The 11,849-nt window shown below is 41.3% G+C and carries 11 protein-coding genes; 5 read left to right on the top strand and 6 right to left on the bottom strand.

Translation table 11 applies throughout. The features are described 5' to 3' along the window. From L2737_RS19880 to hemC, 5 genes are all read right to left on the bottom strand, one after another. Nucleotides 1-1,027 (bottom strand): retention module-containing protein (locus L2737_RS19880; RefSeq protein WP_248956886.1); only part of this gene is annotated, 1,027 nt, incomplete at its 3' end. Nucleotides 1,028-1,417: 390 nt separating this feature from the next. Beyond that, on the bottom strand, nucleotides 1,418-2,590 hold the full coding sequence (locus L2737_RS19875) for a heme biosynthesis HemY N-terminal domain-containing protein (protein WP_248956885.1): 1,173 nt from the start codon (nucleotides 2,588-2,590) through the stop codon (nucleotides 1,418-1,420). Then, complete coding sequence (locus tag L2737_RS19870) at nucleotides 2,587-3,822, bottom strand: uroporphyrinogen-III C-methyltransferase (protein WP_248956884.1); 1,236 nt, start codon at nucleotides 3,820-3,822, stop codon at nucleotides 2,587-2,589. Before L2737_RS19870 ends, L2737_RS19875 begins: the two co-directional genes overlap by 4 nt. Before the next feature lie 132 nt (nucleotides 3,823-3,954). Then, nucleotides 3,955-4,671, bottom strand: coding sequence for a uroporphyrinogen-III synthase (locus tag L2737_RS19865; RefSeq protein WP_102529504.1), 717 nt, complete (start codon nucleotides 4,669-4,671; stop codon nucleotides 3,955-3,957). Between the two features lie 17 nt (nucleotides 4,672-4,688). Beyond that, nucleotides 4,689-5,618 (bottom strand): hydroxymethylbilane synthase, encoded by a 930-nt coding sequence (gene hemC, locus L2737_RS19860; RefSeq protein ID WP_229372257.1) that lies wholly within the window; start codon nucleotides 5,616-5,618, stop codon nucleotides 4,689-4,691. Between the two features lie 245 nt (nucleotides 5,619-5,863). Between hemC and L2737_RS19855 the strand changes: the two genes are divergently transcribed. Further along, nucleotides 5,864-8,302: a class I adenylate cyclase gene (locus L2737_RS19855; RefSeq protein WP_248956883.1), complete on the top strand. Its 2,439-nt coding sequence runs from the start codon at nucleotides 5,864-5,866 to the stop codon at nucleotides 8,300-8,302. Between the two features lie 40 nt (nucleotides 8,303-8,342). Here the strand turns inward: L2737_RS19855 and cyaY are convergent, their stop codons facing one another. Next, nucleotides 8,343-8,672, bottom strand: coding sequence for an iron donor protein CyaY (cyaY, locus tag L2737_RS19850; protein WP_102529507.1), 330 nt, complete (start codon nucleotides 8,670-8,672; stop codon nucleotides 8,343-8,345). Between the two features lie 80 nt (nucleotides 8,673-8,752). On the opposite strand from cyaY, the gene lptM reads away from it, so the two are divergent. The 4 genes from lptM (at nucleotide 8,753) to L2737_RS19830 (ending at nucleotide 11,814) form a co-directional block, all read left to right on the top strand. Next, the gene (gene lptM, locus L2737_RS19845) at nucleotides 8,753-8,935 is read left to right on the top strand and encodes an LPS translocon maturation chaperone LptM (protein ID WP_420709440.1); all 183 of its coding nucleotides are present in this window, start codon (nucleotides 8,753-8,755) and stop codon (nucleotides 8,933-8,935) included. Between the two features lie 23 nt (nucleotides 8,936-8,958). Beyond that, on the top strand, nucleotides 8,959-10,203 hold the full coding sequence (lysA, locus tag L2737_RS19840) for a diaminopimelate decarboxylase (protein WP_229372263.1): 1,245 nt from the start codon (nucleotides 8,959-8,961) through the stop codon (nucleotides 10,201-10,203). A gap of 91 nt (nucleotides 10,204-10,294) precedes the next feature. Then, nucleotides 10,295-11,122: a diaminopimelate epimerase gene (gene dapF, locus L2737_RS19835; protein ID WP_229372264.1), complete on the top strand. Its 828-nt coding sequence runs from the start codon at nucleotides 10,295-10,297 to the stop codon at nucleotides 11,120-11,122. 74 nt (nucleotides 11,123-11,196) lie between these two features. Further along, nucleotides 11,197-11,814, top strand: coding sequence for a DUF484 family protein (locus tag L2737_RS19830; protein ID WP_102529540.1), 618 nt, complete (start codon nucleotides 11,197-11,199; stop codon nucleotides 11,812-11,814). Nucleotides 11,815-11,849 lie beyond the last annotated feature (35 nt).

Below are 11,849 nucleotides of genomic sequence, written 5' to 3'. Positions count from 1 at the left end.
TGGCGACAATAGTAATATCACCATCCACTAAAGCAGATAAGTCGACATCATCAACTGAGTAAGTGCCATCAGCATTGACAACCACATCTTCGATAACAATGGTGTTACCAGCGCTATCAGTAAGGGTTAGCGTGACTGTGCCGCCAGCTGGGATATCTTGTGAAGTCCCCGAAATGTCGGCTAAGTTATTTTCATCAATCACCAAATCAACGGTGATCGCCCCAGCCGTTGCATCTAATGCTTCAGTATCGTTGGCGCTTATTGGATTGCCGTTAGCGTCGGTTGCATTGGCGACAATAGTAATATCACCATCCACTAAAGCAGATAAGTCGACATCATCAACTGAGTAAGTGCCATCAGCATTGACAACCACATCTTCGATAACAATGGTGTTACCAGCGCTATCAGTGAGGGTTAGCGTGACTGTGCTGCCAGCAGGGATATCTTGTGAAGTCCCCGAAATGTCGCCTAGGTTATTTTCATCAATCACCAAATTAACAGTGATTTGACCGTCATCGGCGACGTTTACTGAAAAACTATCATCAGCTAATGTCTGTTCTGTAGGGAATGTAGTTTGTGCAACAGTTACTGTATTAAAACCTGCATTGGCTAATGTTTCTGAAGCATCACGATTTAGTGAAGCAAAGTCGCTTCCGCCTTGGTTTCCTAATGACTCGCCTGCAGCTGTTTCTGGTAATTCTTCGGTTGGGTCTTCACCTGAAAGAATAAGTGCTTGTAGGGCTTCAATCTCAGCGAGTTCTTCAGGACTCATATCCGTTGAAAATTGAGCTACTGAATCATCTGTTGTACTAGTATCGGTTTGCTCTGTATTGACGTCATCACCATTTAAAATAGTGCCGTCATCAAACGTGACTACGAATGCCAAGCCATCTGCAAAATGGAGTTCTGCTCCAGCAGGAATTGCTTCCCCAGGAAGAATACTTTTTGTTTGGTCATTGATGGTAAGCGAAATATCACCATTAGCTGAACTCAAAACACCATTTTTATTCGTTACAACAGAACTCATATTTAACTCCAAAACCCTATTTAGCAATGTATTTACATTTGCTGCATAAAAAATCACATTGCTATATTTGTCGTTATTAAATCAGCGAGAAACATTAACCGCAATATAACAATTTTAGCGTTATATGTACCGGTGGTCAATTTTTTGACCTCGGTGGAATTACCGCTAAGGTAATGAAAAGATATTAAAATTAATTTTTACTTGTTAAATCAACATTACTGAGTAATTAGTCGAAATTGTTACAGATTTAATAATAAAGTATGAAGAGAACAATTTGCTGAATTAGAGGAGAATTTATACGATTCAAACGAGGGTTTAGATCGATATAGATATAAAAAAACCTGCCAATGACAGGTTTTTTGTTTAGTTAAATATTCGGTTTGCTGAATATTATTCAGTAGAATTAGCTGCTTTGCGATAGCTTTGTAATGCAGCTGTATTTTCGCCAAGCTGCTCTTGAATTTGAGCGAGTGCTAACCAACTTTCACGTTTTGGGACGATCTCGCAAACCTGTAACCAATGTTTTTTAGCTGATTTAGTATCGCGTTTTTGTTGAGCTAATTTAGCCATACATATTTGATATTGAGCATCATGTTCGTGTGTTTGCTCAAAACGCAGCAATAACTTTCTTACATCTTCATCTTCTGAATCAAGGATTAAAGGTAATACAGACAGTATTGCAGGATAAGGTTCTGCTTTAAGACTCTTAGTGATGAGCTTTAAAGCATCTTTTTTTCTATCGTATTGGCATAGACCGCGAGCGTATATCGCAATCAATTTAGCTTGGTTTCTTTCCGCTTTACTCAACCAATGCCAACTCTTCTCCAATTCTTGTTCGTTGGCTTCTGTTGCCGCATTTAACAATGCTGTATTGGTTAAATGCTCAACATCAGTACATTGTTGCTCTGACACTATTTGGCGTTTGCGAATAGCGGGTAATAGAATTTTTAAGGCTTGCCAGTCTTGTTGCAACTGATAAAGGTCTAGCGCTAGCTTCAATACTGGTGTTTTACTTTTACTTGTTGGGTTTAATGAATCGAGCTCTGCTCTAGCTTCGGCGAGATTCCCCTGTTGAATTAAGTAGCGCGTTTTCGAGGTGTTGACCGCTGTCTTAGTTAATGGATCTTTAGCTGCTTCGGCTAAATATTTATCACGGGCGTCAGTATTAAGCTGATGATGAGCAGCTCTTGCGGCAGCAAAAAGGTTTAAAGCTGGTAGTTCGCCTTTTGCTGCACCTTTTGCCATGGCTTTTTCTGCGTTCGGCCAATCTTCTTCAGCCAGTGCGAGTGCGCCTTGAAGGGTATATTTTTTAGCTGCTTCTCTGCGCCATCTTTCAGGTAAATACCGGCTATTAATGACCACATTAAGTAAGAAAATAATCAGCCATTCTACTAACTGTAATGCGCAGTAAAACAATACTAAGCCCAGTAGGCCAAATACTAAACTGGTTTCAATTTGATATTCACCAGCAGCAATGTATACGTAACCTGTATTTCCGATAATAAACGGACTAATACAAAAACCAATTAAAATGATGATGACATAGGCCAGAACTTTAATCATAACTGCGGTTCCTCAGTTGGAACCAATGAGCCAAAGGTAATCAGTTGTTGTAACAATCGAGTTGACTCAAAGTTTGTATGTTTAACTTGCTCAATTTTGACAGTGATTAACGCATCTAACGCTGTCATTGCTTCTTGGGTTTTGGTTTCTTCTAAATCAAAATATTGTTGAATCCAAGTTCGAGCGAACCCAATTGATTGTCGGTAGTTCACTTCATCATGTTGGTATAAAGCAAGCTGCGCCTGTAAGAGTTTATTGCGAATATTCTCAATTAAGTACCATTGTTGATCTGGCGCCAGTAACGGCTCTAAATCTGTGGTGCGTTTACGAATAGTAATGAAACCATCGGTGACTGAGTGCCAGGTTTTAGCAAGGTTACTTTGCCAATCATCTAATGAATCCGTCATTACATGCTGCTCTGCTAAGTCTTCTGCTGACTGCGCTTTAGCGCGGTTTAACGGCAAGCTATCCAGCTGGATTAAAATACTATCGATAGTATAGATAGTACCGGCTACATCTGTGGTTTTAATCGCATTGGTTTTGGCTAAGTCGTGGGCAAGAGCACGGCGTATAGGTAGCAGTGCAGGGTCTTTCATTGCTTCAATGCGGTCATCCGCAGAACTTAATAGGCTGGCCGCTGTTTTAGGGTCATTTTCAAGCCATAGCTTTCTTCCCGCCATACGGACTAAGTATTCAGCTTCCGATGCCATCCAATGGTTTGGATTGCGTTGAGCAATAGTGGCCACACGCTCTTGTAATTGTTGATGTGATTTAGCCAGTTGATTTTGCTGCTGGTAAGCCAAGCTATCATTTTGCTGTTGTATTTCTAACTCCGCGATACGTCTTTTGGGCTCTATTAGGGCTTCAGTCACTTCATTGCTGATAGCTTGAGTCTGTTGATTTTGAGTTTGCAGTTCAATTTTTTGGCTTTCAAGTTCAACGAGCAACAGGTAACTAATGCCAATGCCAGCGAGTGCAATGATGAGGCATAATAAAATGCTCAATCTTACCCACCACGAACTTTTTCTATTTGAAGTAGACGTTGCATCATCACTATGGCTTTCAGTATTGACGATCTTAGTTGATGAGGGGGGAGTTGATTGAGCCGTTTGCTTAGTACTTGGAGTTGTACTGGTTTCAAGTTCAGTCGAAGACTCAGCCTCATTATTCACTGATTCAGCGGTTGAATCCTTGGTATTTAATTGACTTGAGTCTTGCTTATTGTTTTCCATGAGCTGTCCTTGAGTGCCTAGTGTGGCTATTTACTAGTGCGACTATTTACTGCGCGACATAAATATTGAGTGATAGGGTACAAGTCTGGCAGGATTAAACAAGATCGCAAATAACAGACTTTGCTTTAATGATTAAAGAGATAACGCTTGTAAAACAGCTTGAGTATTCGCGCCATTAGCATTAGTGACGTGACAAAGTCCTGCTGTTTTTGCCCTTTGTTCCACTCGGTGACTTGGGACTATGATATGACATGATTGCAACCATGCAAATAACTCTTTTGGCACAAGATTAATTAGATTAACAAGGACTTCGCCGCTGGTGACCACAATTGTGTCAATTTGGGCTGCCTGCCAGTGGCTGCAAACGCTTTGTGCATCAAGCTTTGGCATAACTCTTTGGTAAACTTCCCAATAGTTAACTTTAGCTTGTCTTAAGGTTAATTTTTCTGCGATGGTTTCTCTACCACCAACCCCTCTGACGATGATAATTCGCTGATGTTGGATCTCAGCAAGTGACGAAAGTGAGAGTAATCCTTCACTATCTTGGCTGTTTTCAGGGGCGACTTCAGCTTGAATATTGTATTGGATTAATGCATCAGCAGTCGCTTGACCGACAGCGTAGTAGCGGCAATTTGGAAACTGACTTTTAAGTGATTGAGCGGCAAAATGAACTGCATTGGTGCTGATAAAAATAATACTGTCAGCTTGAGAGAGTTGTTGGGTTTCAATAGGGGAGAGTGTTGCAGCAACAGCTAATAAAGGCGTGACAATAAAATCGACGCCTTTATTTTTAAGCTGTTCAGCCATCGCTTGATTGCGCCCTTCAGGGCGCGTTAGCAAGACTTTCATATTTTGACTTTGCCTGATTACTTGTTGTAAACAGCGTCTAAAATAGTTTTTGCGCCACGGCTTAGTAAATCTTCAGCTAGTGCTTCACCTAGTGCAACAGCATCAGTTTTAAGTCCAGATACAGCGCCTTCAATGACTTGACTACCATCAGGGTTACCCACTAAGCCACGTAAACTTAAGGTATCACCTTCGATTTCAGCATAAGCACCGATAGGCACCTGACAACCACCTTCAAGGCGAGTGTTCATAGCACGCTCAGCAAGTACGCGGTAACGAGTTTCTAAATGCTCAAGTGGAGCAAGTAGTGCTTTAACTCGTTCGTCATTCATACGGCATTCAATACCTACAGCACCTTGACCGTTAGCTGGTAGTGAATCTTCTGCTGAGATGAAGCTCGCAATACGCTCATCTAATTTAAGACGAATAAGTCCAGCTGCTGCAAGGATAATGGCATCGTAATCGCCACTGTCTAGTTTAGCTAAACGTGTACCTACATTGCCGCGTAAGTCTTTGATGACAAGATCTGGGCGGGCAGCGCGAATTTGGCATTGACGACGTAAACTAGAAGTACCTACTACAGCACCTTGCGGTAATTCTGCAATTGTTTTGTAGGTATTAGATACGAATGCATCACGTGGATCTTCACGTTCACAAATAACTTGTAAACCTAACCCTTCAGGGAAATCTACTGGCACATCTTTCATTGAATGCACAGCGATATCTGCGCGATCTTCAAGCATGGCAACTTCAAGCTCTTTAACAAATAAACCTTTACCACCCACTTTAGCAAGAGGCGTATCTAAAATAACGTCTCCTTTAGTGCTCATTGGCAAAAGTTCAACCGTTAAACCTGAATGAATACGTTCAAGTTCAGCTTTAACGAATTCAGCTTGCCACATAGCCAGTGGACTTTTACGAGTAGCGATACGAATAACATTTTGAGACATGCTAGAGAGTTCCATCGATAGACTTAATTGCGACAATGCTAACATTGCCTGTGGGCTTATGTAACAAACCGATAGCGATTGTTTGAACTATGCACATCTTTTTTTTGTGACGTAGATCTCATTTACTGGCGTATTTAAATAAAAGTGATACCATGAACAAGTTATTGCTAATGAATTTATCCCTAATTTAAGCAAGTATTTACTTAAATGTGTGTGTGAATAAGTCGTAAGGTGATAGTACAAGGATGGAAGCCTTGATAGAAAAAGTGCCTCGCTCAGCTGAAATTGCCAACCAACTTAATCTCGTTCGCTATGAACGAGCTCAATCTCTGTTGTCACCAAAACAGCAAAACCTGTTTGATCTCATTGCTTACCTTATTCAACATCATCACCCGCAATTGCCTGGTGGCAATTCAGCATTAACGCCATTCGGTATCAATCAATACCAGGATTCTACAAAATCACTTTCGGCATGTGATGTTTTTAATTTGCCTAAACTGACTTCAAACGCCGCAGAACCTTGTTCTTTTGAAGGCGTTTATGCCATGGGTAGCACGGCAAGCTTTGGTCAAAACCCTAAAAGTGATGTTGATGTATGGCTAGTGTATAAGGCTAACTTGAGCAATGCAGATTTAACCTTAATTACCGAGAAAACCACAGCATTAACTCAATGGTTTGCCTCTTTAGACTTTGAAGTTAACTTTTATCTGGTTCACCCATTACAATTTCGCGAGTGCAGTGCCTTTGAAAACTGTTATAGCTCGTTAGGTGAAGAACATAGCGGCAGTACCCAGCATTGGTTATTGTTAGAAGAATTTTATCGCTCCCACATACGTTTGGCGGGAAAAACCGTTGGATGGTGGCCTAACTCTAATCAAGATGAATCGGTATTATTTTTAGGCGACGTGCAATCCATGCCAGCAACTGAGTATTTTGGTGCGTCCTTATGGCAATTGTATAAAGGCTTAAACAAACCCCATAAAGCGCTGCTTAAAGTATTGTTGTTAGAAACGTATGCTGCTGATTATCCAGAGTCTCATTTCATTACTGCGCAAATTTGGCAACAATGTGAGCAAGGTGATTTTTCTGAATCTAATGACGCTTACCTTATTTTATACCAACGTATTGAAAGCTACTTATTAGCTAAGCGTGATATCAGGCGTTTAGAAATTGTCCGACGTTGCTTTTATCTTAAATGTGGTGTGAATTTAACCAATGCGTGTGTCGGCAATGATTGGCGACGCAATAAAATGCAGCAATTAGTTAATGACTGGAACTGGCCACCAAGTTTATTAGAAACCTTAGACAACAGCCAACATTGGCATTCAGGTCAATTAAAGTGGTTTAACAAACAGCTCAATGAACTGCTATTAATCAGTTATCGCACCCTTTTAGAGTTTGCCTCAAAACAAGCATTGAGTGATCGCTTTAGAGTTGAAGAACTCGGCATGCTGGCGCGTAAACTCCATACTTACTTTAGTGATGACGAGCATCAATTATTGCCTTTAAACAAGCTATGGAGTCGTTCGGTGTTTGAACCGAATATGACCATTATTCATAGCCTCAAAGAGTCGCGCTATTACCTTTATCGACAACCATTAAAGTCAGGTCAGCTGCTTGGAGAGTCATCGATTATCAAAGCAGATACGCCCACAGCATTGATTGCTTGGTCAGCGATGAATGGGATTTCTGCAGCCGACACACAATGGCAAGAGTATGGCCGTAAAAAGCACCGCTCGAGTGCGTTAACCGACCTGGCCAGTCGCTTAGTGCCTTTATTAGCGACAACCAATAAAGTTTCCAAAGCCGAGTTGTGCCAGCCGTATTTTTACAAAAAAGTCATTGTCGTTTCCAATGTGGATGGCGATCCCACATTAAAATGGCAAGGCCAAGAAATCATGATCGATTATATGAATGGCAATGTGTTTTCCTTAGGTAAAAAGCAACAAAACATGCTGTCTACGATTGATTTAATTTGCCTCAATAGCTGGGGCGAATGGCAATGTCATCGTTTTAAAGGCGAACAAGGTTTACTAGAAGCCCTAGCGTTTATCGCTTTAGGCTTAAAAGGCACGCCTGAGCAAGTTGATATTCAAGTGGTTAATTGCGCAGAACGATTAAAAAAACAAATCAACGATGCGTTATTGGCAGTATTTACTCTGTGTGTAAAATATTGTCATGAAGCAAGAGAGTCCTCAGCCTTGATGCATCCAATACAGTTATCACATAAACGCTTTGGGTTATTCTTCAATTCAATGGGGATGGTATATAAGGAACTCAAAGGCGATGACGTCAAAGTCGCGCCAATAAAAGTAGAGCGATTTAAAAAGCCTGAGTTGACGGCGCCAGTAGCAGTATTAAAAAAAGATCCTTACCGCAGTATCCCTAGTGTAATTAAACTTTATATTTCCAAAGGCGCGAAACAGTATTTTTTAAGGCAACGACCGGATGCGCTTGATGTGTTTATCATTGATGAACTCAATCAATTAAAACATCAAATATTTGATGATATGTCGATGAAAGAATTAGTTGAAAAAGAAAGTCACAGCTTTGCTTTTGAGCGAGATGAGTCATCACTACACTATTTTAATATGCCGCAATTTTTTAAATTGGAACGGATTGACGGTGAATTGAATGTCGTACCTTTTGGTATTGCAATGAACGAATTGAGCTCAGATATTTAAGCTCAATTCATTCTTATTTAGCATCATCAAGTCGATGGTGTTAAATAGATAGCGCAATGCCGCTTTGTTTTGTAATCGCGTCGATAACAAAAGGCATGAACTCACTATTGTTACGCTCATCAAACCATTTGCCGTCAACAAACGCGAAATGGTAACCACCAGTGCGGCTAGCTATCCATAACTCATGTAAAGGCTCTTGCTTGTTGATGACAATTTGCGAACCATCTTCAAATTCTAACTGCAATACATTACCGCTTGCGAAGATATCGACATCGGCATCTTGTTCATCAATAGCCGCTTCGATGGCGTTTTCAATCTTGCCGAACATCTCATCTGCCAACTGATGAAATTCTGTATCTGTCATAGCCATGTATTTCTATCCTTGTACTTCCTAGGTTATGAATGCGATTATAAGGCTATAACTCCCCATATGCATAGATGTTGAGAAAAATGAGACTGTTTTTATTAGTAATGCTTGCTAGCCTATCGATTATTGGCTGCGGACAAAAAGGCCCGTTATACAAATCTCCTGAAGTTGAAACCAATCAGGAAGAGCGAAAATCGCAAGAGCCGACTAGTGAACAAACCCAACAACAAACTCAAGAGCAGTCTCAAGAGTCGACACAAAAATAGAACAATTTTAAAGGAAGCGCATTTTGGATTATTTTAATTATCAACAGGATCAACTTTTTGCTGAAGACTGTTCTGTTGCTGAACTTGCCCGTACCCACGGCACGCCGTTATATATTTATTCACGTGCGACGTTAGAGCGTCATTGGAATGCATTTGATAATGCAGTAGCCGATCACCCACACCTTGTCTGTTATGCGGTTAAAGCAAACTCGAATCTGGCAGTATTAAATGTACTTGCACGTTTAGGCAGTGGTTTTGATATTGTCTCAGGTGGTGAACTTGCACGTGTTATTGCCGCTGGCGGCGACCCTAAAAAAGTGGTGTTTTCAGGTGTGGGCAAAACAACAGCTGAAATGGAACAAGCACTGAATACCGGTATTTATTGTTTCAATGTTGAATCAAGCGCTGAACTTGAATTATTAAATGAGGTAGCAGGAAAGCTAGGAAAAGTAGCCCCTGTTTCACTGAGGGTTAATCCTGATGTTGATGCAGGCACACATCCTTATATTTCTACTGGCCTTAAAGAGAACAAATTTGGTATTGCGATGGACGAAGCTGAGCAGGTTTTTGCTCGTGCACATGCGTTACCGAACTTAGCCGTTAAAGGCGTGGATTGTCATATTGGTTCACAGTTAACTGAAATGCAGCCATTTTTAGATGCCATGGACCGAATGCTAGCCTTAATTGATCGTTTAGCAGCCAATGGTATTGAAATTCATCATTTTGATGTTGGTGGTGGCTTAGGTGTCCCTTATGATGATGAAACGCCGCCACATCCAGATGTGTATGCCGCTGCGTTACTTGAGCGTTTAGGCGACCGTCCACTTAAATTAATTTTTGAACCAGGCCGTGCGATTGCAGCCAATGCAGGTATTTTTGTCACTGAAGTGTTGTCACTGAAAGAAAACAGCGATAAGCGTTTTGCGATTGTTGACGGTGCAATGAATGATTTAATCCGCCCAGCGCTTTACAGTGCATGGCAAAATATCATTCCGGTACAATTAACTGATGCACCGAGTTTTGACTATGACGTTGTAGGTCCAGTGTGCGAAACCGGTGACTTTTTAGGTAAAAACCGTCAGCTCAATGTACAAGCGGGTGACTTATTAGCGGTGCGTTCAAGCGGTGCTTATGGTTTTGTAATGGCATCAAATTATAATTCACGTCCAAGAGCGGCAGAGGTCATGGTCGATAAAGATCAAAACCAAGTGATCCGTGAGCGTGAAAAGCTTGAGCAATTGTGGCAAGGTGAGCATTTACTGCCTTAACGGTATTCACAGCCTTTAATAGCATTTACCGCCTTAATAAGGTTAACTGATTTTATTAGGTTTATTTTTTAGTTCGATAAGGGAAACTCTTTTGATCCAATTCACCAAGATGCATGGACTGGGTAATGATTTTATGGTGGTTGATGGCGTAACACAGAATGTGTTTTTTTCGCCAGATCAAATTCGCCGTTTAGCTGACCGTAATTTCGGTATTGGTTTTGATCAGCTATTGTTAGTTGAGCCTCCTTACGACCCAGATTTAGATTTCCATTATCGAATTTTTAATGCCGATGGCGGTGAAGTAGAGCAATGTGGCAATGGTGCACGTTGCTTTGCGCGTTTCGTGCGTAATAAAGGCTTAATCAACAAGTATAAAATTCGCGTCAGCACTAGCTCAGGCAAAATGACGTTACGACTTGAGCGTGATGGTACTGTGACCGTGAATATGGGTGTACCTGTGACAGAGCCGGGGAAAATTCCCTTTCGCGCCAAACGTCCCGAAAAAACCTATTTATTGCAAACCCCTAAACAAACGTTTTTGTGTGGTGCTATTTCAATGGGCAATCCGCATTGTGTACTTGATGTGGATGACGTTGACACCGCAGAGGTGGAAGAAATTGGTCCAATGCTGACTAAGCATGAACGCTTCCCTAAGGGAGTGAATGTGGGCTTTATGCAGGTTGTGGATCGTGGCCATATTAAATTAAGAGTCTATGAGCGCGGCGCAGCGGAAACACTCGCTTGTGGCACAGGTGCTTGCGCAGCAGTTGCAGTTGGCATATTACAAAATAAATTAGACAGACAGGTAAAAGTGGATTTACCTGGCGGCCGCCTAACCATTAATTGGGAAGGTGAAGGAAAACCATTATGGATGACTGGGCCAGCTGAACACGTATTTGATGGACAAATCCAGTTATGAGCGACGCATTCAACACCAAAAAATTATTAGCAGAAGATGCCCAATCGGCGGCAGCTTTAGGCACTGATGTAGTAATGGAAGATTTACCGATTGATGAGTTAATGATCCGCGAATACCTGCTGGATAACCCTGATTTTTTCAATCGATATCCTGAATTATTGTTGGCAATGAGACTCTCTCATCATGAGCGTGGTTCGGTGTCCTTAGTTGAGCGTCGTCAAGAAATGCTGCGTGAACGGGTGACTCAACTTGAAGAAGAAATTACTTCTTTAATGAAAATCGCCACAGAGAATGAAAAGATATTTCGCTTTAATAGCGATTTATCGATGCAGATCTTAAAGTGTGAAGATTTAGGCCAGCTCAGACAAGTTTTATCTGGAAAGTTAAAGGCCGAGTTTGGTTTTACCCACGTAAGGCTGATAACCGTGCATGATATCGACAGCGAATTGGCGAAGATTTGGCGTCAACGAATTCAGCAAGGTTATTACTTTGGTCGTTTAACGCAATCAGAATCGAAACGATTATTTGGCACTGAGGTGGGCTCGGTAGCACTGACCAAATTATCAGATGAAAATGGTCAAGTTATTTTTGGCGTAGCGTCTGCTGATGCCGCCCATTTTCATCCTGATATGGATCATCTCTTTTTCCAACAAATTAGAGACCTATTGGATCATATGTTGCCAAAATTCTAATTGGCAACCGACTAGCTCAACGCTCTGTTAAGCAA

It is taken from the genome of Shewanella electrodiphila (assembly GCF_023283985.1).
Taxonomy (GTDB): Bacteria; Pseudomonadota; Gammaproteobacteria; order Enterobacterales; family Shewanellaceae; genus Shewanella; species Shewanella electrodiphila.
This window is presented reverse-complemented; position numbering and strand designations above follow the sequence as displayed.

Coding starts and splice junctions, on each gene's coding strand:
- L2737_RS19875 (WP_248956885.1), bottom strand. CDS start 2,590: ATGATTAAAGTTCTGGCCTATGTCATCATCATTTTAATTGGTTTTTGT.
- L2737_RS19870 (WP_248956884.1), bottom strand. CDS start 3,822: ATGGAAAACAATAAGCAAGACTCAAGTCAATTAAATACCAAGGATTCA.
- L2737_RS19865 (WP_102529504.1), bottom strand. CDS start 4,671: ATGAAAGTCTTGCTAACGCGCCCTGAAGGGCGCAATCAAGCGATGGCT.
- hemC (WP_229372257.1), bottom strand. CDS start 5,618: ATGTCTCAAAATGTTATTCGTATCGCTACTCGTAAAAGTCCACTGGCT.
- L2737_RS19855 (WP_248956883.1), top strand. CDS start 5,864: ATGGAAGCCTTGATAGAAAAAGTGCCTCGCTCAGCTGAAATTGCCAAC.
- cyaY (WP_102529507.1), bottom strand. CDS start 8,672: ATGGCTATGACAGATACAGAATTTCATCAGTTGGCAGATGAGATGTTC.
- lptM (WP_420709440.1), top strand. CDS start 8,753: ATGAGACTGTTTTTATTAGTAATGCTTGCTAGCCTATCGATTATTGGC.
- L2737_RS19830 (WP_102529540.1), top strand. CDS start 11,197: ATGGAAGATTTACCGATTGATGAGTTAATGATCCGCGAATACCTGCTG.